Origin of the sequence: Burkholderia sp. MSMB0856, assembly GCF_001524645.2 — a bacterium.
Lineage (GTDB): Bacteria > Pseudomonadota > Gammaproteobacteria > Burkholderiales > Burkholderiaceae > Burkholderia > Burkholderia diffusa.
Window position 1 is genome coordinate 1,996,018 of the sequence record NZ_CP013428.1, and the last position, 20,286, is coordinate 2,016,303.

Here is a 20,286-nt window from a genome sequence, read left to right on the forward strand (position 1 = left end):
GGAGCGTCGCGCAGCCATGCGCGACGCCGCCGTGTCTCCATCCGCGTGTGATCACTGCACGAACGCGCCGACCGTGAAGTACGGATTGCTCGTATCGGCCATGTCGAGGAACCCGAACACGCCGCCCGTGAACACGAACTTGCCGGTCGCCGGCCCCGACGCCGCGTCCGCGTGCACGGTCGTCACGACGCCCGGCACCTTCTGCGTGTAATCGAGGTTCAGCGCGCGCGTGAGCGCGGCCTGAGACGCGTTGAACGGATCGAGCAGCGTCGCCTGCGCACCGACGAGCGCGGTCGCGCGGTAGTTGAACGCGCTGTCGACACCCGTGTACTCGCCGTTCTGCGAGCCTTGGGCGATGGCCGTCTGCGGGCTCAGGAACGAGATGCCCGACTCGTCGTCCGCGCTCGGCGGGCCCTGCGTGAGGTCCGCGTTCGCGGCACCCGTGCGGATGAAGACCGGCACGAGCTGGTTACGCAGCTTGCCGACGATCAGCATGCCCTTGCCGGCCTTCGCCGGATCGAGCGCGGCGAGGGTGGGCGGAATCTGCGGCTGGTAGTTCAGCGACTGGAACGCCGGCGCATCCGGGCGCAGCGTGAACGGCTGGTTCACGGTTGCGCTCGATGCGAGCGGCTGCCCGCCGTTCTTCTTGCCGAAGTTGTCGGTCTCGACGTAGCTGCCGTCCGCGTTGATCGTCACCTGCTGGTCGAGTGCCACCGGCTGGAAGTTCTGCGACGGCACCTGGTGGTAGCCGAGCTGGTTGTACGTGCCGGCGATCTTCATCAGATCGGTTTCGAGCGACGAAAAACTGATGAACGGGTAGTACGGGAACGTCGTCTTCGGAATCTTGCCCACGCCGATCACGCCGTCGAACTGGATCGTCGCGCCCGGAATCGCGCCACCCAGCACGCCCTCACCGAGGAACAGGCGCGCCGGCCGGCTCGGGTCGAGGCTCGCGTTCTGCATCCGGAACGTGCACTGGTTCAGCTTCATGGTCGGCAAGCCGGTTTCGTCGGCCAGCGTGCCGTCGACAACGTTGGCCGGCGCCGTGTCGCGCGTCGGCTGAACCGTGCCGGTGGTCGTCGGCACCGGCGATGCGAGGTAGGTCATCCGGTACGTCATCTTCGTCGTGTCGAGCTGCACCTTCACGAGCTCGCCCGAGCCGGATCCGCCGATGAACACTGTGTTGTAGTCGATCGTCTGCGGGCACAGCCGGACCACCGGCGCGGGCGGCGGGTCGCCGTCGCCGCCGCACGCGACCAGCACGGGCGCGAGCGACGCCGCGGCCATCCAATGCTTCACATTCATAGGAATCCTCTTGAATTTCGATTCGCCGGAGGCGACGCGTGCGCCGCCGGTGTTCCGTGTTAGGTGTGCCGCCGTTACTGGACGAACGCTCCGACCGTGAAGAACGGGTTGACCTTGTTGTTGTTGACGACCATCGCGTAGATGTTCCCGGCCGTCACGATCCAGCCGGTGTCGCCCTTGCTGAAGATCGCCACGTTGCCGTTCGCCCCCTTCGCGTTGAAGTCCTGCGAGGCCGTGACCTTGATCTTTCCGGGCGTGGCTTGCGTGTAGTCGAGCGCGAACTGCGACGTGACCGACGACGTCTGCGGGTCGATGAACGCCGCGGTGGCGCCCTGGAACAGCGTCGACGTATAGTTCGCGGCCATCGTCGATACGGCGGTACCGTCATTGCAACTGCCGGCCTGTGCCAGGAAGAAGGTACCGTCGAAGGTGCCGGGCAGATCCGGATGCGGGATGTTGTTGTTGAAGCTCGGCCCCGCCGTCGCGATCGCGAACGTCGCGGTGCTGGGCGCCACGACGCCGCACGCCGACGCGCTCGTTGCGCCGATGAAACCGCCCTTCAACGAATTGGCCGCGACGGCCGTGGTCCGCGACAGCATCGAGATCCCCACCTCGGCATCGGCGACCGACGCCAGCAGGTTGCTCGCGTCGATATGCGTGTAGCCCACGCGAATCACGACCGGCACCAGCACGCCGTTCAGCTTGCCGACGATCATGATGCCCTTCGCCTGACTCGGTGCGACGATGACGATTGCCGAGCCCTGCCCCGCGAACGGATAGATGAGGCTGCCGCCCGCGTTCGCCAGCGGATGGCTCACGAACACGTTGTCGGACGAACCGTCCGCGTTCTTGCGCAACGCCCACGGCGTTCCGGTGGTCTGGCACGAGTAGTCGCTGCCTGCCGTGATGGTGCACGAGCCGTCGGCGTTGAACGTCTGGTTCCAGTTGACGACATCGGGTTGCCAGCCGATCGCCCCCGTGCTGCTCTGCGCGCTGCCGCCGACCGGCGACAGGTGGATGCCGAGTTCGTTGTAATTCCCGGCGACCTTCGAGAAGTCGGTTTCGGTGTCGGTGAAGCCGATGAACGGATAGAAATCGAAGGTGCGCGACGGCACGGTGCCGAGCACGACGCCGGGGAACGGCTCGAGACCGGCGAACGCGATCGTCGCACCCGGAATCCCGCCGCCGACCACCCCGTTGCCGACGAACAGCATCGGCGGATCCGCGCGATTGATCGTCACCGCATACGCGCCGTCGCTCGTCGCGCCGCTGTCGAGCACGAACGCGCAGCGGTTCTGCTCGGCGGTCGGCAGATTGGTCGGATGGTGGAATGCGCCACTGATCGTCAGGCCCGCACGCGTGTTGTTGACCTGCCCCGCCGACGTCGGCACCGACGATTCGATGAACTGCATCTGGTAAGTGAGCTTCGTCGTGTCGAACTTCACCTTCACGTATTCGCCGCTGCCGGCGCCACCCGTGTAGGTCGTCGTGTAGTCGAGCGAATCCGGACACAGCTTCGTCACGACGGGCGGCGTCGTTTCCGCGCCGCTCGGCCCGCATGCGCTGCCCGAGCACTGCGGCACGTTGATCGGGCCCGGATCGTCGCCGCCGCCGCAACCGGCAACGAACGGCAGCGCCAGCACGGCGCACGACAGGATCGCCTTCCGCCAATCAGGAATGCAAAGCATCAACCCCTCCTTGTGAGGTAAGACAGGTCTCGCCCGAACGGGCTGCGTGGCCCGCCGGTTGGTATCGCGCCGTCGCGACGACGCGCGGCGCATGACGATGCGCACAATGCGCGCCGCGTCGCTGGTCACGCGAATGCGATCAGGACCGACGCGGCAGGCAAGCGCTATCCGGCGCCGCCGTCATGCGGCACGGCGCCATCGGGGAAATCGAAATGGAATGTGGTGCGTCGCTACAGCGACAACGCGATGCGATGACTCAGGCAGCACGCGATGCGCGTCGTGCCCGCATCCGGCGAAAAGCAGGAAAACGGCGATGCGACAAGGCCCTCGGATAGGCGTCTCATGTATTGGTCTCCGTACGTACGCTTGATTCGTTATCGTGATGCGTCGTTTGTCGAGACTATGATCGGACGCTACGCACAAGTAAATGGATGCAGAGTTCCAAACGTGCCGAACCGCGCGATCCTAGTGCGAGCATGGTGTTTGACAGTTTTTCAAACAGCCTTCAATTTATTTGCTCAGACAAATACCGAGGCAGTATAACGCGCGTTTGAATGTCGGCGGTCGACCTCGTGCAAGGCCCGGCGTGTGGGCCTCCGGCGACCGCACGCATGCCGTGACGCAAACTCACACGTCGATGATCGCGAGCGTGCCGTGACTGCCCGGCAGCACCGCGTGGCGCAAGCCGGCGACCGCGAGGTACATCTGCCCGGCCTCGACGACGACCGTCTTCGCGTCGACCTCGAGCATCAGCCTGCCGTCGAGCACCAGCAGCCCTTCGTTGTAGTCGTGCACTTCCGCTTCGTACGGCTGCGCGTCCATGCGCAGCACCTTGATCCGGGCGGGCCCGACTTCGCCGACGATCGTGGATTTCCATGCAACGGCCTGCGCGGCCGCGACGGACTTGAAATCGATCAAAGACATACGCTTCGCTCCGCGACGTGAAAGGAACGCATTATCGCGAGCGCGGCGCACGCCGTCCCGGTACGGCGCGACGGCGTTCGGGCGGCACAGTCGGCCTGCTGCGCGCCACGCTGCCGCGCGCAAGCGCGATCACTATCCGACTGCCCGAAAACCGCACGCATTGTTCGCCCGATTCAAATAAAGCATCGCTTTATTGAATGACTTACACACATTTGCCGCAAATCCGGCACGCGCATCGCACGTCCTTTGCGTCGAAATGCATTTCCATCTTCCGATTGCTAATATGGCGGTCCTGCGATCCCGCACCACAACGCCGTTCGACATGACGCCCGTTCGCCATGCCGCGCTCGACACCGGCCGCTTCGCAGCGGCGGCGCCGGGCACGCGCGGCGCGCAGCGTCGAACCGACCGGCCGTGCCATCCGTGAGCATGCAACCGATCCTTTCCGTCTCCGACCTCTCCAAGACTTACGCGTCCGGCTTCCAGGCGCTGAAGCACGTGACCCTCGACATCCGCCCCGGCGAGATCTTCGCGCTGCTCGGGCCGAACGGCGCGGGCAAGACCACGCTGATCGGCTCGATCTGCGGCATCGTCACGCCGACCGAAGGCCGCGTGACGGTCGGCGGGCACGACATCCGCGATCAATACCGCGCCGCCCGCGAAATGATCGGCCTCGTGCCGCAGGAGCTGACGACCGACGCGTTCGAAACCGTCTGGGCAACCGTATCGTTCAGCCGCGGCCTGTTCGGCAAGGCGCCCGATCCTGCGCACATCGAGAAGACGCTGAAGGCGCTGTCGCTGTGGGAAAAGCGCGACAACAAGCTGATGACGCTCTCGGGCGGCATGAAGCGCCGCGTGATGATCGCGAAGGCGCTGTCGCACGAGCCGCGCATCCTGTTCCTCGACGAACCGACGGCCGGCGTCGACGTCGAGCTGCGCCGCGACATGTGGAAGCTGGTCGACTCGTTGCGCGAAAGCGGCGTGACGATCCTGCTGACCACGCACTACATCGAGGAAGCCGAGGAAATGGCCGACCGGATCGGCATCATCCTCGGCGGCGAGCTCGTGCTCGTCGAAGAGAAACGCGAGCTGATGCGCAAGCTCGGCAAGAAGCAGCTGACGGTGCAGCTCGAGCATCCGCTCGCGACCGTGCCGGGCGAACTCGCCGCGTTCGGGCTCGAACGCGCGGACGACGGCGCCGCGCTCGTCTACACGTACGACTCGCAGCGCGACGACGCGAGCATCGCGAAGCTGATCAACGCGCTCGGCTCGGCCGGCATCGGCTTTCGCGACCTGCATACGACGCAGAGCTCGCTCGAGGACATTTTCGTCAGCCTGATCGACAACCGCCGCAACGGCACACAAGGGGCCTAACGCACATGGCGAACTGGAATTTCCACGGCATCCGCGCGATCTACCGCGCCGAAATGGCCCGCACGCGCCGCACGCTGATGCAGAGCATCATCGCGCCGGTGATCTCGACGTCGCTGTACTTCGTCGTGTTCGGCTCGGCGATCGGCTCGCGCATCAGCGACGTGAACGGGATCGGCTATGGGTCATTCATCGTGCCGGGCCTCGTGATGCTGTCGCTGCTGTCGCAGAGCATCTCGAACGCGTCGTTCGGCATCTACTTCCCGCGCTTCACGGGCACGATCTACGAGATATTGTCCGCGCCCGTGTCGTACTGGGAGATCGTGATCGCGTACGTGGGTGCGGCCGCGTCGAAGTCGTTGCTGCTCGGGTTGATCATCCTCGCGACGGCCGACCTGTTCGTGCCGCTGCACATCCTGCATCCGTTCTGGATGGTGCTGTTCCTCGTGCTGACGTCGATCACCTTCAGCCTGTTCGGCTTCGTGATCGGCATCTGGGCCGACAGCTTCGAGAAGCTGCAGCTCGTGCCGCTCCTGATCATCACGCCGCTCACGTTCCTCGGCGGCAGCTTCTATTCGGTCGACATGCTGCCGCCCGCATGGCGCATCGTCACGCTGTTCAACCCGATCGTCTATCTGATCAGCGGCTTCCGCTGGTCGTTCTACGGGCTGGCCGACGTGCACGTGGGGATCAGCCTCGCGGCCACCTCGCTGTTCCTCGCGATCCTGCTCGCGATCGTCGCGTGGATGTTCCGCACCGGCTACAAGCTGAAGAACTGACGCGGCGCGCCACGGGGTTGCCCCGGTTCGCGGATCCGGAGCGGCGCTGCTAGACTGGATCGGAAGATCGACTGCCGTCGTCTGCCGCACCGCAACGCGCGGTGCGCGGGCGGCGCGGCGCCCGCCCCCTTCCCTGCGCGAGGATCCCCGATGAGCGCCTCCCGAATCGACGCCGTCCGCGACGGCCTGTTTCGCGCCACGTCCTACGTCGACACGCTGAACCTGAGCTTCAGTCAGTTCTTCGTACGATCGTCGCACGGCGACGTGCTGTGCGTCGAAACGGGCACGCGCTCCAACTTCACGCAACTGAGCGCGGCGCTCGACACCGTCGGCATCGCGCCGTCGATGGTCAGCAACGTGATCGTCCCGCACTTCGAGGCCGACGAAATGGGCGCGCTGCCCGACTTCCTCGCGGCCAACCCGGCGCTCGTCGCGTACGGACATCCGATGTGTACATGGGGGCTCGCCGACGTGTTCGGCGTGCGCGCGATTCCGTTGAAGGACGGCGAGCCGACGACGCTGTCGGGCATCGACGTCGTGCCGGTCTTCACGAAGCACGTGCATCAGTGGGATGCGCTCGTCGTGTATCTGCCGGCGTACAAGGCACTGCTGTCGTCGGACATCCTGATGCGCTTCGGCAGGGAGGAGACCGACGACCCGCTGCCGGCGATCCTCGACGCGATCACGCGCTCGGACTACCTGCCGTCGCTCGCGCACCTGGCGAGCGCGCTGCGCCGCATCCAGGCGCTCGATCTCGACATCATCCTGCCGATGCACGGCCCGGCGATCACGCACGACATTGCGCGCGTGATCGCCGGTGTGATTGCGTATTGCGAGGCGGCCGCGGCGTAACGCACGCGCTGCCGCGTGCGGCCGCCGGACGCCGGCCGCCCGTCGCCGGTCAGACGCCGGTCACGACGAATTCGGCGGCCGCCTTGCTCTGGATAGCGGCCATCACCGCGAGTTCGCGCTTGCTGCGCGGCTCGCCGGATATGACGCCCGTCGCATGCTTGGCCTTCGCGCCGAGCGGGAAGAACACGAACGACGCGCCGGCCGGCGCATCCGGCTCGGCACGCAGGCGTTTGTTCAGAATCTTCAGGTACTTTTTCTTCGAGACTTCCTTCGTTGCCATGGCGCCCTCCACATGAACGTGATGCTGACCAGCATACCAGTTTTGCCCCAGGGCTCCGACGCGCCGCCGCACGATCGCCCCGTACCGGAATCGGCCGGCTTGCGCGACTCGCCGCGCCGCGCCGCGGCCGTTACCGGTGCCGTTCACATCCGGTCGCACGAGCGAATCGTCCACGCCGGGCGCCTCGTCCGTTACGCGATGCTGCGAACGCCTGCCGCCTCCCCGTCGTCGGCGATCAAATTTTTTGCAGGCGATGTCGATTCGCGCGATCGTCACGCGTCGTAGTGTCGTAACCGATCGTTTTGCCGTCCGCACGGCCGGCCGATTGCGGATTCCCCCTTTCCCGTTCAAGGAGTAGCGACAATGCGCGTCATGGTGATCGTCAAGGCAACGGCCTTTTCCGAAGCGGGCACGATGCCCGATACCGAACTGCTGGCCGCGATGGGCCAGTACAACGAGGCACTCGTGAAGGCCGGCGTGATGCTGGCCGGCGAAGGGCTGCACCCGAGTTCGCGCGGCAAGCGCGTGCACTTCTCCGGCAAGGACCGGACCGTCATCGACGGCCCGTTCGCCGAGACCAAGGAACTGATCGCCGGCTACTGGCTGTGGCAGGTGAATTCGATGGAGGAAGCCGTCGAATGGGTCAAGCGCTGCCCGAATCCGATGCCCACCGAATCGGACATCGAGATCCGCCAGGTCTTCTCGCCCGAGGACTTCGGCGAGGCATTCACGCCGGAACTGCAGGAACAGGAAGCACGGCTGCGCGCGGAGTTGGACGCCAAGCACGGCGCGTAAGGGTAGCCCGGCCGGGGCGCAGCAGCGCAATCGAAACAGGCGCCCTGGCCGAATCCTCTGCATAAACGGATTGACGGCGCCTCGCCGAGTAACGTATCGTTTTGATACGTTACTCGGCGAGGCCTTGTCATCATGCATTCTCGTTTCGACCGTTTTCGCGCGACACCCCTCGGCGCGCAGCTCGAAGCGCTGATTACGCAACCCGGACGCTATGTCGAATTCGCGGCGCTGTCGCGAGTCGGCGTTGCGGCGATCGGCGCGATCCAGCACGAGATCGCGCACAAATTCCCCGAAATCGAAGCTGATACGACCGCCCGACAGTTCTGCGGCGCGATGGTCGCCGACGTGATGCGCCGCCACGGGCACGACGTCGTGCAGGCGCGCGGCCGGATCGGCGGCGCGTTGTTCAGCTACGGCGCGGTATTCAGCGCGTTTCCGCTGGTGTTGCCGTTCGCCGACGTCGTCGCCACGCTGGCCGCGATGCCCGACCGGGTCGCCGCATATACCGCGCACGTTCCCGCCGCGCTGATCACGCGCCGCCCCGCCGGCACAGGCTTCTCGCTCGTCGAGCATGCATGCCACCTGCGCGACCTCGACGCGGTATTCGCCGAACGCATCGAAGTCGTGCGTGCGCACGAACTGCCGGTGATCGCCTCCGTCGACGGGACGGCACTCGCCGCGCAGCGCGACTACCTTGCACAGCCGCTCGACGACGCGCTTGCCGCGTTCCGCACCGGCCGCGCCGCGCTGTGCGCGACAGCCGCCGCGCTGCAACCGTCCGAACTCACGCGCTGCGGGCTGCGCGACGGCATCCGCCGGATGTCGCTCGAGGAACTCGTGCGCGAACTGCTCGACCACGATCGCACGCATGTACTCGAACTCGACGAACTGCTCGCCGAACTCGAATTGCCGCCCCTTCCGTCGTCAACCGCCCAATGAGCCCGCCCACCCCGCCCGTCGTCTTCGTCCACGGTTTCATCGGCACGTTCGATGTGCCCGAATGGCCCGGCCCGCATCTCGCCCCCGACCTGCTCGGCTACGGCATTCATCGCGACGCGCCGTTCGACGCGATCACGCTCGCCGCACAGGTCGAGCATCTGCGACAGGCCATCGACGCCCACTTCGGCGCGCAGCCGGTCGATATCGTCGGTCACTCCGTCGGCGGCGCGATCGCGATGCTGTTCGCCCATGCGCATCCAGCGCGCGTGCGCCGGATCGTCAACGTCGAAGGCAACTTCACGCTCGACGATGCGTTCTGGTCGGCGTCGGTCAGTCGCATGTCGGCCGCGCAAGCCGACGCGATGCTCGACGGCCTGCGCGGCGATCCGTTCGATTGGTTGCGCGGCTCGATCGACGATCCGTCGCCACGCCAGCTCGTCGATGCACGCCGCTGGCTCGCACATCAGCCGGCGTCGACGCTGCGCGCGATGGGACGCTCGGTCGTCGCGACGACGGGCGAACCCGAATATCTGCAGGCGCTCGCCGACGTATTCGAGCGCCATCCGGTGTGGCTCGTCGCGGGTGAACGCTCGCGTGCGGGCTGGCACGTGCCGGACTGGGCGCTCGCGCGCTGTGCCGGCTTCGAAACGATCGCCGGCTGCGGGCACCTGATACCGGCCGAGCGGCCCGCCGCGTTCCGGGAGACGCTCGCGCGCCGTCTCGCCTGACGCGGACGGTCGCCCGGCTGCGCGCCCGCCACCTGACAATCCGTAGGTTTCGCCGAAATATGGCTGAAAGGGACGATTGCTAGAGTCGCTGAACAGGGTTTTCCCGATGCGAGGCTCCATGAATCTGGTACGCGCGTTCTGGCTACTGCTGCTGCTCGCTGCCGCGGGCCCAGCCCTCGCCTATCAGGCGCGGGTCGTCGCGATTCCGAGTGCCGCGATGAACCAGACGCTGAAGGCGACCGTCGTGCTGCCCGACGACTACGCACGCCTGCGCCACGGCCCGGAACGCGGCGTCGAGCGCTTTCCGGTCGTCTACCTGTTGCACGGCTCCGGCGGCGACCACACCGACTGGACCGCGAACACGCACATCGCCGCGTTGGCCGATCGCTACCGCGTGATCCTCGTGATGCCCGACGGCGGGCACGAAAGCTGGTACATCGACAGCCCGTTCGACTCGGGCAGCCGCTACGAAACCTTCGTCGGCGACGAAGTCGTGTCGTATGTCGACATGCACTTCAGAACGATCGCGACCAAGGGCGCGCGCGCCATCACCGGGCTCAGCATGGGTGGCTTCGGCGCGCTGCGCATCGCGCTCGACCGGGCCGACACCTTCGGCGCGGTCGGCAGCATCAGCGGCGCGGTCGATCCGCGCTGCTGCGAGGACGAACCGGGCATCGACCACGTATTCGGCGACCCCGGCCGCCATCCGTCATTCTGGAACCGCAACGCGATCGTCGAAAACGCGCGCGCGTTCGTCCGCGCGCATCTGGACCTGACGATCGACTGCGGCCGCGACGACTCGTTCGTCGGCTCGAACCGCACGCTGCATCAACGACTCGTCGCGCTCGGCGTGCCGCACGACTATGCGGAGCGTCCGGGCGGACATACATGGGACTACTGGGCGCACGCGATCCGCTACCAGATGCAGTTCTTCGCGACGTCGTTCCAGCACGGCGGCTACGCGTAGCATCCGGTCGGCGCGACACGGCATAAGCAGAAGTGAAAGTGGAAGCCGCGAATCGAGTTCAGTTGCCGTGCGCCGCGTCGGCACTCACCACGCGATCGAAGCACTCCTGCGCACGCGCCAGTTCGTCGAGCGCGTGATCGAGGCGCGACATCGCACGCGCATATTCGGCCGACGAGACGTCGTCGTCGCTTTCGCCGCGCACGGCGCGAAACGCCTGATCGACGTTGCGCGTCGCTTCGACGAAGCGTTGAGCCGCCTGGGCTTCCCGCGAACAGATGTGGGTCGACATCGACACTTCTCCCTCAGGATTGCAGCGTGAAGCAAGCCGACGCACCACCGTACGTGGTGCGCATGTCGGCGGCGTGAACGACGGCGAGCAGCCTGTCGACACACGCGCGACCGCGCGGCACGCTTCGTGGCGATTGTCGCGCGACGCTTGCCGATCCGCTACGGCGAGATTGCAACAAATTCTTGCGCACGCCCGGATGGCGGCCACATGCATGCGTGTCGTTGCACGCACATTCAGCGATCCTGCTTCGCGTCACGCGCCGCACATGCGCGGCGAGAACGTCATGCGCGCCCGATGCGCGGATGCGCGAGACCACCGAACGCGGCCGCTTCGCCGGGCGACAGATCGAACAGATCGCCGGTGAGCTCGTGCGGATGCTCGGCCGTGGGCCGGCTGCGCAGTCGCACGCCATGCGTGGGCGCGACGTAGGCGGCCGCCGTTTCGATCGGCGGCACGTCGAACAGGTCGCGCGTGACGCCGCGCACGGCATCCGTCGGCGAACGGCCGCGCAAGCGCGCGACCAGTTCGACGAAGCGATCGAAATCGCCGGCGCGCGTCGCCTTGTTCACCTCGGCAAGATCGCGCGCCTTCAACACGCACGGCTGCGCGAGCCGCACGAAATACGGCGCTTCGAGTTCGACCGACAGCGCGAGCGGATAGCTCTTGCCGGTTTGTTCCTTCGCGCGCCCGATGCAGTCGACCACGGCCGCGCCCTGCGCGACGCCGAGCGGCTTGCCCGTGCTCACGCTGCGCAGGTGATCGGGAAATACGCGCAGTTGCGTGCCGACCGTCAGTGCGGTGGACGATGCGCAGACGAGTGCGTAGTGCTGTTCGCGCCGCCGGCCCGACGGCAGCGTCGAGCGGCTCGCGATGAACGTGTGCGGCGGCAGCGGCCGCACCTGACCGCTGGCGTCGATCCATGCATTCCACAGCAGCGCGTCCTCGCGCCTGCGCTCGCCCGGCCGCGTGCGCGACGCGACCGGCGAAAACAGCGCGAGCAGCGAGCCCGTGCGATGCGCGGCGACTTGCGCGCTGCTGCCGAGCGGCTGGTTGATCCCCCACAGAAAGCGCCCGCCCCCGAGCCGGCGCTCCCATTCCTTGCGGAGCACGACGGTCGGCAGTTCCTCGCCGGACTCGGTACCGATCTTCGTCCAGCAGAACGTGGGAGGGAGGTGTTTCAGTGTCATCAACTTTCTCGGGATACAGCCTCGCTGGTGACAGCAAGCCCATTCAACAACCGTAACTGTATAGGTATAATGCATCGCATGGAAGCCCCGGACCACGATTTTCCTGTACAAGACCTGTTACGCCGTCTGATGGCGGACACGCGCTCGTCCAGCGAAATTGCGCGGCTTTCCGGCGTCAGCCAGCCGACCGTGTCGCGCCTTCGGCTGTCGAACGGGCACCGGCTGCGACGCAGCGCGCCATTCAACAAGCTATGCAGTTTCTATGGCGTCGATACCCGCCCGGCGCGCCGCCGGTACAACGACCTGCTGCGCGACGCGATCGTCGACGCCTGGGACGGCTCCGACGAGCACGGGCGCGCACTGCTGGTCGTGATCCAAGGGTTGAAGGATCTGCAGGCGAAGGCCGACGACGGGTGACCCTCACCGGCGTTCATGAATGGAAGGAAGGCTGAAAGCACCAGCGAGCGGGCGATGGCGAAGACGATTCGTCATCGCCCGTTTTGCATCGGCCGATGCAGCGCGAAGCGGCGGCCGGCGCATCGCCGAACACACGTGCCGCCAGCACACCCCACGCGCCGCATCGACGGCGCTTCAAATATTTTTTACTCACGGTTAAAAAAGTTTGACACGCCGTTTTCACTGAGATAACTTTTGCGCAAGCTTCCGGAAAGCAAACGCGAACCGGCAAGCCATCACGATGCGCGGCGCGGCCGAAACCGCCGATCCGTTTCATTCCGTCGCCGCACGCGCGTCGCATCGTGTTTTTCCGCAGCGCAGCACCGCAGCTCGCAACATCCCCGTCTCATCGAATGATGTCGTTCCGTCTCACCTGGAAGGACGCGCGGCATGCGCACATTTACTTTGCAGTCCTGCATGACGTGCCGTACGAAGCCGCTGCTTTCCAGCCGGCACATATCGCACGGCGTTGTCCCGATGGTGCTGTTTTCTTGTCGTCGCATGCAGTAATCGGCCCGGCCCGCAGGGGGCGTATCGCGGAACGGTCGTATCCACACAATCAAAAGAACGAGGTCGGCAATGCAATTTCATTTCAGAGGATCGCGCCGCGCATGGCTACCCGCGCTCGTTGCAGCCGCGACGCTCGCCGCGTGCGGCGGAGATGACGGCGGCAGCGTGGCGGGCGTGTCCGCGCTCGCGCAAGGTCAAGGGCAAAACCAGGATCAGCAAGGTGACAATGCGCAAGGGCGCGTGTCGCCGTCCGGCGTCCCGTACGCGAATCCCGCCAGCGGCGGGCGCTACAAGCCGGTGATCGCCAACGGTCAGGTGCAGCCGTCGCTATCCGGCGGCACGATCGAGGAAAACGCGTGGGTCGACACGCCGGTCGACTCCGACGGCGACGGTACGCGCGACCGCATTCACGTGCGCATCGTGCGTCCGTCGGAAACCGCCAACGGCGCACGCACGCCGGTCATCGTGCTCGCAAGCCCGTACTATGCAGGGCTCGCCGACAGCCCGAACCACGACGTCGACGTTGAACTCGACGGCACCCCGCATCCGGCCGCCACTGCGGCGGCGGCAGCCACCGGCGCCTCCGCGCGCATCATGGCCGCGGCGCCGCAGACGCGCATGCTGCAGCAGCTCGAGGCGGCCGCGGCCGGCCGTTCGTGGATCGAGGGCTACTTCATTCCGCGCGGCTTCACGATCGTGTATGCGGATTCGCTCGGCACCGCCGGTTCCGACGGCTGCCCAACGATCCTCACGCGCGACGAATCCGTCGCGATGGCGTCGGTGATCCGCTGGCTCGGCCGCGATGCCGCCGCGAAGGACGCGAGCGGCAAGCCGGTCGTCGCGAACTGGTCGACGGGCCACGTCGGCATGTACGGCGTGTCGTACGACGGCACGCTGCCGAAGATGGTCGCGAGCCTGCGCACGCGCGGGCTCGACGCGATCGTGCCGATCGCCGGCCTGTCGAACATGTACGGCTACTACCGCTCGGGCGGGCTCGTGCGCGCGCCGGAGGGCTATCAGGGCGAGGACGTCGACGTCTATATCAAGGCACTGCTGACGAACGCGCATCCGGAGCGCTGCACGCACCTGATCGACGAGGCGTTGCAGCAGGAAGACCGCAAGATGGGCGACTATTCAGCGTTCTGGGCCGCACGCGACATTCCGACCGCACAGGCGGTCGCGCCGGCCCTCGTCGCGCAGGGGCTGACCGACGACAACGTGCGCGTCGACCAGTCGACGTCATGGTATCTGGCGATGCGGCGTCAGGGCGTGCCGACGCAGCTGTGGCTGCACCGCCTGAAGCACACCGACCCGACCCGCGTGCCGGCGATGGCCGATGCATGGACCGCCGAAGTGAACCGCTGGTTCACGCGCTACCTGATCGGCGTCGACAACGGCGTCGAACGCGATTCGCGCGCGGTGGTCGAGCAGGCCGACGGCACGCTGCTGAAGGAAGCCGACTGGGCCGCGCGGCACGCCACGCCGGTCGCGTACTTCGCGGGCGGCGACGGCGCGGGCACCGGCACGCTGTTGCGGCTGCCGAGCGGCGGTCCGCTCGCGCGCTTCACCGACGATGCGTCGATCCCCGCGCTCACGCTGGCGAATGCCGCGACCGGCGAGCATCGCAGCCGCTTCGAGACGGCGCCGTTCACGGCCGCGACGCGCCTGTCGGGCACCGCGACCGCACGCGTGCGGCTGACCTTCACCGGCGTCGCGAACGTGACGGCATTGCTGGTCGACCGCGCACCGGATGGCTCGGCAACGATCGTCACGCGGGCATGGACCGATCCGCGCAATCGCGTGTCGGACTGGTTCTCGCAGCCCGTGCTGCCGGGGATGCCGTATGACCTGAAGCTGACGTTCATGCCGCGCGACTACAAGCTCGAAGCGGGTCACAAGCTCGGCCTCGTCGTGCTGTCGAGCGACAACGAGGCGACGCTGCGGCCAACACCGGGCACGGGGCTCGCGCTCGATCCGGCCGGCACGTCAGTGACGGTGCCGCTGGTTTCGTCCTGAGCCGGCGCGGTCGATCGGCACGACCGACCGCCACGCGCATGCGATCGCTCCCGATCGCATGCGCGTGACGCCGAGCGGAACGTACCGAAGGCGCCGTGCGACTTTGCTTCACCGTCGCACGGCGCCATTCTTCATCGGCAACGCGATCGCGTCAGCCATGCGACACGCATTTCACAGCACTGAATTCGCGGCCGCGACGCAATTTTTTCTCTTGTTGGCGGGGCCGGTTCAACTTCGCGCCGGTGCGCCTTTCACCCCTTTCGCCTTTCACACCCGGCGCCGCCCCGCTCACACCGGCGTCAGCACCGGCTCGCCCGCGAAATGCCGGGCGGCGTTGTCGAGAAACTGCTGGACCGAACGATCGAGCGCCTCCGGGGACCAGCCGCCCATGTGCGGCGTCAGCACGACATTGTCGAGCGCCGTGAGCGCGCGCGGCGGCTCCGGCTCGCCTTCGTACACGTCGAGCCCGGCGCCCGCGATGCGCCGTTCGCGCAGCGCATCCGCCAAAGCAGCGGTATCGACAACGCTGCCGCGCGACACGTTCACGAGAAAGCCGCCGGGGCCGAGCGCGTCGAGCACCGTGCGATTGACCAGATGACGCGTGCCCGCGCCGCCCGGCGTCGCGACGATCAGGAAATCGGCCCATTGCGCAAGCGCATCGACACGGTCGAAATAGCGATGCGGAACCTCCTTCGCGGAACGGTTGTGATAACCGATCTCGATGTCGAAGCCGGCCGCGCGCCGCGCGCATTTCTCGCCGATCTTGCCAAGCCCGACGATGCCGAGCTTCTTGCCCGACACGTTCGGCGGCATCTGCAGCGCGTCGCGCCATACGCCGGCGCGGGTGTTCGCATCGAGTTGCACGACGTTGCGCACCGCCGCCAGCAGCAGCGCAAACGCGTGATCGGCGACGCAATCGTCGTTGGTGCCCGCGCCCGTCACCACGGTGATGCCGCGCGCCTTCGCATGCGCGACATCGATGTGCTCGTAACCCGCGCCGAGCGCGCTGACGAACGTGAGCTGCGGCAGACGATCGATTTCGGCGGCAGTGAGGCCCGTGCTGCCGTTGGTCAACACCGCGCGGATCGTGCTGCCGTGTTCGGCAATCGCGCGCGCGCGTTCATCGGCGGTCGGTGCATGATGGACGTCGTATGACGTGGCGATCTGGCGCTGCGCGTCGTCGCGCAGCGCGATAAGGACCAGCAGCTCAGGCTTCATGTCAGCAAATGTCCGCAGGCGGGAATGCGCTCCAGTGTAACAACGGCGCGTGACGCGTGCGGGTTACCCCCACGCGCGCTGTGGACGTGCCGCCGCACATGGTTTGCCAAAGCCGACTCAGTCAAGTAACTTTCGGCGTAACGTCCCCGTTCTGGAGATTGGCCCCGATGAAGCTCGCCCTGCCCGCCCGAATCCTGGGCCTCGCGTTCGCCGCCGCTATCGTGGCACCCGGCGCGCACGCCGACACGCCCGTCGTGGTGTCGTCGAAAATCGACACCGAAGGCAACCTGCTCGGCAACGTCATCGCACAGGTGCTGAAGGCCCACGGCATCCCCGTCACCGAAAAGATCGCGCTCGGCACGACCCCGATCGTGCGCAAGGCGCTCACGAGCGGCGAGATCGATATCTACCCCGAATACACGGGCAACGCGGCGTTCTTCTTCAACAAGGCCGACGATCCCCTGTGGAAGAACGCGAGCCAGGGCTACGACACCGCGAAGAAGCTCGACTATGCGGCGAACCATCTCGTCTGGCTCGAACCGGCGCCCGCGAACAACACGTGGGGCGTCGCCGTGCTCGCGCCGGTCGCGCAAGCACAGCACCTGAAGACTTTCTCCGATTTCGGCAAGTGGATCGCGGGCGGCGGCAAGCTGAAGCTCGCGGCGTCGGCCGAATTCGTGAACAGCGCGTCCGCGCTGCCTTCGTTCGAGAAGGCGTACGGCTTCAAGCTGAAACCGGATCAGCTCGTCGTGCTGTCGGGCGGCGACACGGCCGCGACGATCAAGGCCGCCGCGAACCAGACCGACGGCGTGAACGCGGCGATGGTGTACGGCACGGACGGCGGGATCGCATCGAGCGGCCTCGTCGTGCTCGACGACGACAAGCACGTGCAGCCCGTCTACGCGCCGACGCCGGTGATTCGCGAAGTCGTGCTCAAAGCGCATCCGCAAATCGCCGAATACCTGAAACCGGTGTTCGCAAGCCTCGACCTGAAGACGCTGCAGACGCTGAACGCGCGCATTCAAATCAACGGCGAACCGGCCGCCGGCGTGGCAAAGAGCTACCTGAAGTCGAAAGGCTTCGTCAAGTGACGGGTCGCGCGGTGCCGTCCGCGCGGCGCGTCACGCTCGACAAGGTCGGCATCCTGATCGGTGTCCTGACGATCGTGGCGGTATTCGGCATGCCGTTCATGGTGCTTCGGCCGAACCGCATCGCGGCCGGCACGGGGCTGTCGGCGTTCGCCGCGCTGCCCGCCGTGCAGGGGGCCGCGCTCGCCGCGTTGTGGGTCGTCGGCGCGTTGTGGGCGATGACGGCGAGCCGTCCTGCATGGCGGCTCGCGGCCGGCTGCACGTGGCTCGCGACACTGGCCTACGCGGTCGGCGCCGCGGCGACGCACGTCGTTGCACCCGACGACGTGCTCGCACGCGTGTCGCCCGCGGCGGGCGCCTGGCTGCTGCTGTTCGCGTGGGCCGTGCTGGTGGCCGACGCACTCGCGCGGCTCGCATTCGGCCCGTGGCGCCGCCTCGTCGCACTCGTCGTCGCGATCGCAGCGATATCGCTGCCGCTCGCGAGCGGCTGGTGGGACGGCCTGTCCGTGATGCGCGAATACGCGGTGCGCAGCGACGACTTCTGGCGCGAGGCGATCCGGCACGTGTCGCTCGCGGGTGGATCGGTCGCGGCCGCGCTCGTCGCGGGCCTGCCGCTCGGCATCGCGTGCGCGCGGGTCGCACCGGTGCGCACCGTCGTCATGCCGGTGCTCAATATCGTGCAGACGATCCCGAGCATCGCGATGTACGGGCTGATGATGGCGCCCCTCGGCCTGCTCGCCGCGCATGTGCCGCTCGCGGCCGCGCTCGGCATCCGCGGGATCGGCGTCGCGCCGGCCGTGCTCGCGCTGTTTCTCTACTCGCTGCTGCCGATCGCGTCGAGCGTCGTGGTCGGGCTCGAGCAGGTGCCGCCGCATGTGACCGAAGCGGCTCGCGCGATGGGCATGACGCGCGCGCAGCGGTTGCTGCGCGTCGACCTCGTGCTCGCGTTGCCGGTGATCCTGAGCGGCGTGCGCATCGTGCTCGTGCAGAACATCGGGCTGACCGCGGTCGCCGCGCTGATCGGCGGCGGCGGCTTCGGCACCTTCATCTTCCAGGGGATCGGGCAATCGGCCGCCGATCTCGTGCTGCTCGGCGCGATCCCGACGATCGCGCTCGCGCTGGCGGCCGCCGTCGTGTTCGAAGCCGCGACCACGCTCGCGAAGGGACGTACCGCATGATCGAGATCGAACGCATCGGCAAACGCTTCGGCGATGTCGTCGCCGTCGACGACGTATCGATGACGATGAAGCAAGGCACGATCACCGCGCTCGTCGGCGCATCGGGCAGCGGCAAGTCGACGCTGCTGCGGATGATCAACCGGCTGATCGCGCCCACCGCCGGCACGATCCGCATCGACGGCGTCGACACCGCGAGCGTGCCGCCCGAGCAGTTGCGGAGACGCATCGGCTACGTGATCCAGGGGCACGGCCTGTTTCCGCACTGGAGCGTCGCGCGCAACATCGCGACCGTGCCGCGCCTGCTCGGCTGGCCGGCCGAGCGCATCGACGCGCGCGTGCGCGAACTGCTCGACCTGTTTCATCTCGCACCGGCCGAATTCGCGGACAAGCTGCCGCACGAACTGTCGGGCGGCCAGCAGCAGCGCGTCGGCGTCGCACGCGCGCTCGCGGCCGAACCCGCGATGCTGCTGATGGACGAGCCGTTCGGCGCGCTCGATCCGATCATCCGCAACAAGGCGCAGGACGATCTGTACGCGCTGCAGCGCCGCCTCGGCATCACGGTCGTGATCGTCACGCACGATATCGAGGAAGCGCTGAAACTCGGCGACACGATCGCGGTGATGGACGGCGGACGGCTGCTGCAGGTCGCGCCGCCGGCCGAGATTCTCGGCAAGCCGGCCGCGGGTGTCGTCGAGCAGCTCGTCGCCGGCGTCGACCGGCCGCTGCGCCTGCTCGCGCTGACGCCGATCGACGCGGTCGCCGAGCCCGGTCACGCCGACGGCGAACCGATCGCCGCGACGCGCACGCTGCGCGATGCGGTGTCCGAGCTGCTGTGGCGCGGAGCCGACGCATTGCCGGTCGAAGGCGGCGACGGGCGAGATGCGCCGCGCCGCATCACGTTCGACGCGATCCGCACACACGCGAGAAAACCCGCATGACGACTCGGCTCGCGCGTTCGCCCCTGCCGCAGCGGCTGCCCGCGCATGTCGCGCGCGCGGCCGCGTTCGCGCTGCTGCTCGTGCTGCTGTTGCGCCCCGCGTGGCTGCAGGGCGTGTTCGCACCGTTCGCGGACAACGGCGCGCCCGTCATCTACGATCGTGCGAGCCTGCTCGACCTCACGCTCGCGCATCTCGGCACCGTCGCGCTGTCGAGCCTGATCGGCACGGCGGTCGCGGTCGCGGCCGGCATCGCGGTGACGCGGCCGTCCGGCGCGGATTTCCTGCCGGTTGCGCGCAGCGTCGTCGACATCGGCCAGACCTTTCCGCCCGTCGCGGTGCTCGCGCTCGCGGTGCCGGCCGTCGGCTTCGGGTTGAAACCCGTGCTGATCGCGCTCGTTCTGTATGGGCTCCTGCCGATTTTCGAGAGCACGATCGCAGGGCTCGAAGACGTGCCGCGCGATGTCGTCGACGCCGCGCGCGGGATGGGGATGAGCGGTTGGCAACAACTGGTGTCGGTCGAGCTGCCGCTCGCGTTTCCGGTGATCGTAAACGGAATCCGGCTCGCGGTCGTGATCAATCTCGGCACCGCGACGATCGGGTCGACGGTCGCCGCGCGCGGGCTCGGCGACGTGATCATCGCGGGCCTGCAGACGTCGAACACGGCATTCGTGCTGCAGGGCGGCGTGATCGTCGGGCTGCTCGCGGTGCTGGTCAGCGACGCGATCGGCGCGCTTGCACGGGTGGCGAGCGCGCGGCGTACGTAATACGCATCCGCGAT

Annotated in this window: 21 protein-coding genes; 13 read left to right on the forward strand and 8 right to left on the reverse strand. The window is 67.2% G+C overall.

The features are described from left to right. Positions 1-51: 51 nt before the first annotated feature. From WS87_RS26555 to WS87_RS26565, 3 genes are all read right to left on the reverse strand, one after another. Positions 52-1,305, reverse strand: a complete 1,254-nt coding sequence (locus tag WS87_RS26555) for a DUF2957 domain-containing protein (RefSeq protein ID WP_059819559.1) — start codon at positions 1,303-1,305, stop codon at positions 52-54. A gap of 74 nt (positions 1,306-1,379) precedes the next feature. After that, positions 1,380-2,993 (reverse strand): DUF2957 domain-containing protein, encoded by a 1,614-nt coding sequence (locus WS87_RS26560; protein ID WP_059819560.1) that lies wholly within the window; start codon positions 2,991-2,993, stop codon positions 1,380-1,382. Positions 2,994-3,620: 627 nt separating this feature from the next. Next, positions 3,621-3,917 (reverse strand): cupin domain-containing protein, encoded by a 297-nt coding sequence (locus tag WS87_RS26565; RefSeq protein ID WP_059534137.1) that lies wholly within the window; start codon positions 3,915-3,917, stop codon positions 3,621-3,623. A 429-nt stretch (positions 3,918-4,346) separates the two neighbouring features. On the opposite strand from WS87_RS26565, the gene WS87_RS26575 reads away from it, so the two are divergent. The 3 genes from WS87_RS26575 (at position 4,347) to WS87_RS26585 (ending at position 6,919) form a co-directional block, all read left to right on the forward strand. Further along, positions 4,347-5,291, forward strand: a complete 945-nt coding sequence (locus tag WS87_RS26575) for an ABC transporter ATP-binding protein (RefSeq protein WP_059688969.1) — start codon at positions 4,347-4,349, stop codon at positions 5,289-5,291. A 5-nt stretch (positions 5,292-5,296) separates the two neighbouring features. Beyond that, the gene (locus WS87_RS26580) at positions 5,297-6,067 is read left to right on the forward strand and encodes an ABC transporter permease (protein ID WP_059819561.1); all 771 of its coding nucleotides are present in this window, start codon (positions 5,297-5,299) and stop codon (positions 6,065-6,067) included. A 150-nt stretch (positions 6,068-6,217) separates the two neighbouring features. Beyond that, positions 6,218-6,919 carry an MBL fold metallo-hydrolase gene (locus WS87_RS26585; protein ID WP_059600272.1) on the forward strand — a complete coding sequence of 234 codons (702 nt, stop codon included), beginning with the start codon at positions 6,218-6,220 and terminating at the stop codon, positions 6,917-6,919. 49 nt (positions 6,920-6,968) lie between these two features. On the opposite strand, the gene WS87_RS26590 is transcribed toward WS87_RS26585, so the two are convergent. Continuing rightward, positions 6,969-7,199, reverse strand: a complete 231-nt coding sequence (locus WS87_RS26590) for a hypothetical protein (RefSeq protein ID WP_059805456.1) — start codon at positions 7,197-7,199, stop codon at positions 6,969-6,971. Positions 7,200-7,562: 363 nt separating this feature from the next. Between WS87_RS26590 and WS87_RS26600 the strand changes: the two genes are divergently transcribed. From WS87_RS26600 to WS87_RS26615, 4 genes are all read left to right on the forward strand, one after another. Further along, entirely contained in the window at positions 7,563-7,994 is a 432-nt protein-coding gene (locus WS87_RS26600; protein ID WP_059819563.1) for a YciI family protein, read from the forward strand. A 132-nt stretch (positions 7,995-8,126) separates the two neighbouring features. Beyond that, positions 8,127-8,933, forward strand: a complete 807-nt coding sequence (locus WS87_RS26605; protein ID WP_059819564.1) for a DinB family protein — start codon at positions 8,127-8,129, stop codon at positions 8,931-8,933. Next, the gene (locus tag WS87_RS26610) at positions 8,930-9,661 is read left to right on the forward strand and encodes an alpha/beta fold hydrolase (RefSeq protein WP_059819565.1); all 732 of its coding nucleotides are present in this window, start codon (positions 8,930-8,932) and stop codon (positions 9,659-9,661) included. The genes WS87_RS26605 and WS87_RS26610 overlap by 4 nt, the downstream gene beginning before the upstream one ends. 118 nt (positions 9,662-9,779) lie before the next feature. Continuing rightward, positions 9,780-10,628 carry an alpha/beta hydrolase gene (locus WS87_RS26615; RefSeq protein ID WP_175908758.1) on the forward strand — a complete coding sequence of 283 codons (849 nt, stop codon included), beginning with the start codon at positions 9,780-9,782 and terminating at the stop codon, positions 10,626-10,628. A gap of 58 nt (positions 10,629-10,686) precedes the next feature. On the opposite strand, the gene WS87_RS26620 is transcribed toward WS87_RS26615, so the two are convergent. After that, a complete protein-coding gene (locus WS87_RS26620; RefSeq protein WP_059819567.1) occupies positions 10,687-10,917 on the reverse strand; it encodes a hypothetical protein in 231 nt (76 codons plus the stop codon). A 281-nt stretch (positions 10,918-11,198) separates the two neighbouring features. Then, entirely contained in the window at positions 11,199-12,104 is a 906-nt protein-coding gene (locus tag WS87_RS26625; protein WP_059819568.1) for a hypothetical protein, read from the reverse strand. A 78-nt stretch (positions 12,105-12,182) separates the two neighbouring features. Here WS87_RS26625 and WS87_RS26630 point away from each other — a divergent pair, with 78 nt between their 5' ends. Continuing rightward, on the forward strand, positions 12,183-12,521 hold the full coding sequence (locus WS87_RS26630) for a helix-turn-helix domain-containing protein (RefSeq protein ID WP_041490713.1): 339 nt from the start codon (positions 12,183-12,185) through the stop codon (positions 12,519-12,521). 13 nt (positions 12,522-12,534) lie between these two features. Here the strand turns inward: WS87_RS26630 and WS87_RS33740 are convergent, their stop codons facing one another. Then, positions 12,535-12,837 carry a hypothetical protein gene (locus WS87_RS33740; protein ID WP_159085708.1) on the reverse strand — a complete coding sequence of 101 codons (303 nt, stop codon included), beginning with the start codon at positions 12,835-12,837 and terminating at the stop codon, positions 12,535-12,537. A gap of 302 nt (positions 12,838-13,139) precedes the next feature. Here WS87_RS33740 and WS87_RS26635 point away from each other — a divergent pair, with 302 nt between their 5' ends. Next, complete coding sequence (locus WS87_RS26635) at positions 13,140-15,086, forward strand: Xaa-Pro dipeptidyl-peptidase (RefSeq protein ID WP_059819569.1); 1,947 nt, start codon at positions 13,140-13,142, stop codon at positions 15,084-15,086. A 288-nt stretch (positions 15,087-15,374) separates the two neighbouring features. Here WS87_RS26635 and WS87_RS26640 read toward each other — a convergent pair whose 3' ends face one another. After that, positions 15,375-16,304 (reverse strand): 2-hydroxyacid dehydrogenase, encoded by a 930-nt coding sequence (locus tag WS87_RS26640; RefSeq protein WP_059819570.1) that lies wholly within the window; start codon positions 16,302-16,304, stop codon positions 15,375-15,377. Positions 16,305-16,471: 167 nt separating this feature from the next. Between WS87_RS26640 and osmF the strand changes: the two genes are divergently transcribed. From osmF to WS87_RS26660, 4 genes are read left to right on the forward strand one after another with little or no spacing between them, the layout of a single operon-like run. Then, on the forward strand, positions 16,472-17,395 hold the full coding sequence (gene osmF / locus WS87_RS26645; protein ID WP_059819571.1) for a glycine betaine ABC transporter substrate-binding protein OsmF: 924 nt from the start codon (positions 16,472-16,474) through the stop codon (positions 17,393-17,395). Next, positions 17,392-18,570: an ABC transporter permease gene (locus WS87_RS26650; RefSeq protein ID WP_059819572.1), complete on the forward strand. Its 1,179-nt coding sequence runs from the start codon at positions 17,392-17,394 to the stop codon at positions 18,568-18,570. Before osmF ends, WS87_RS26650 begins: the two co-directional genes overlap by 4 nt. Then, positions 18,567-19,508 (forward strand): ABC transporter ATP-binding protein, encoded by a 942-nt coding sequence (locus tag WS87_RS26655; RefSeq protein ID WP_059819573.1) that lies wholly within the window; start codon positions 18,567-18,569, stop codon positions 19,506-19,508. The genes WS87_RS26650 and WS87_RS26655 overlap by 4 nt, the downstream gene beginning before the upstream one ends. After that, entirely contained in the window at positions 19,505-20,272 is a 768-nt protein-coding gene (locus WS87_RS26660; RefSeq protein ID WP_059819574.1) for an ABC transporter permease, read from the forward strand. The genes WS87_RS26655 and WS87_RS26660 overlap by 4 nt, the downstream gene beginning before the upstream one ends. Positions 20,273-20,286 lie beyond the last annotated feature (14 nt).

Bases quoted from the DNA above. Each gene is read 5' to 3' on its own strand.
- WS87_RS26660 (WP_059819574.1), top strand. From the start codon at position 19,505: ATGACGACTCGGCTCGCGCGTTCGCCCCTGCCGCAGCGGCTGCCCGCG.
- WS87_RS26585 (WP_059600272.1), top strand. From the start codon at position 6,218: ATGAGCGCCTCCCGAATCGACGCCGTCCGCGACGGCCTGTTTCGCGCC.
- WS87_RS26560 (WP_059819560.1), bottom strand. From the start codon at position 2,993: ATGCTTTGCATTCCTGATTGGCGGAAGGCGATCCTGTCGTGCGCCGTG.
- WS87_RS26615 (WP_175908758.1), top strand. From the start codon at position 9,780: ATGAATCTGGTACGCGCGTTCTGGCTACTGCTGCTGCTCGCTGCCGCG.
- WS87_RS26630 (WP_041490713.1), top strand. From the start codon at position 12,183: ATGGAAGCCCCGGACCACGATTTTCCTGTACAAGACCTGTTACGCCGT.
- WS87_RS26590 (WP_059805456.1), bottom strand. From the start codon at position 7,199: ATGGCAACGAAGGAAGTCTCGAAGAAAAAGTACCTGAAGATTCTGAAC.
- WS87_RS26600 (WP_059819563.1), top strand. From the start codon at position 7,563: ATGCGCGTCATGGTGATCGTCAAGGCAACGGCCTTTTCCGAAGCGGGC.
- WS87_RS26605 (WP_059819564.1), top strand. From the start codon at position 8,127: ATGCATTCTCGTTTCGACCGTTTTCGCGCGACACCCCTCGGCGCGCAG.
- WS87_RS26555 (WP_059819559.1), bottom strand. From the start codon at position 1,305: ATGAATGTGAAGCATTGGATGGCCGCGGCGTCGCTCGCGCCCGTGCTG.
- WS87_RS26575 (WP_059688969.1), top strand. From the start codon at position 4,347: ATGCAACCGATCCTTTCCGTCTCCGACCTCTCCAAGACTTACGCGTCC.
- WS87_RS26625 (WP_059819568.1), bottom strand. From the start codon at position 12,104: ATGACACTGAAACACCTCCCTCCCACGTTCTGCTGGACGAAGATCGGT.
- WS87_RS26620 (WP_059819567.1), bottom strand. From the start codon at position 10,917: ATGTCGACCCACATCTGTTCGCGGGAAGCCCAGGCGGCTCAACGCTTC.
- WS87_RS26640 (WP_059819570.1), bottom strand. From the start codon at position 16,304: ATGAAGCCTGAGCTGCTGGTCCTTATCGCGCTGCGCGACGACGCGCAG.
- WS87_RS26635 (WP_059819569.1), top strand. From the start codon at position 13,140: ATGCAATTTCATTTCAGAGGATCGCGCCGCGCATGGCTACCCGCGCTC.
- WS87_RS26655 (WP_059819573.1), top strand. From the start codon at position 18,567: ATGATCGAGATCGAACGCATCGGCAAACGCTTCGGCGATGTCGTCGCC.
- osmF (WP_059819571.1), top strand. From the start codon at position 16,472: ATGAAGCTCGCCCTGCCCGCCCGAATCCTGGGCCTCGCGTTCGCCGCC.
- WS87_RS33740 (WP_159085708.1), bottom strand. From the start codon at position 12,837: ATGAAACGGATCGGCGGTTTCGGCCGCGCCGCGCATCGTGATGGCTTG.
- WS87_RS26565 (WP_059534137.1), bottom strand. From the start codon at position 3,917: ATGTCTTTGATCGATTTCAAGTCCGTCGCGGCCGCGCAGGCCGTTGCA.
- WS87_RS26610 (WP_059819565.1), top strand. From the start codon at position 8,930: ATGAGCCCGCCCACCCCGCCCGTCGTCTTCGTCCACGGTTTCATCGGC.
- WS87_RS26580 (WP_059819561.1), top strand. From the start codon at position 5,297: ATGGCGAACTGGAATTTCCACGGCATCCGCGCGATCTACCGCGCCGAA.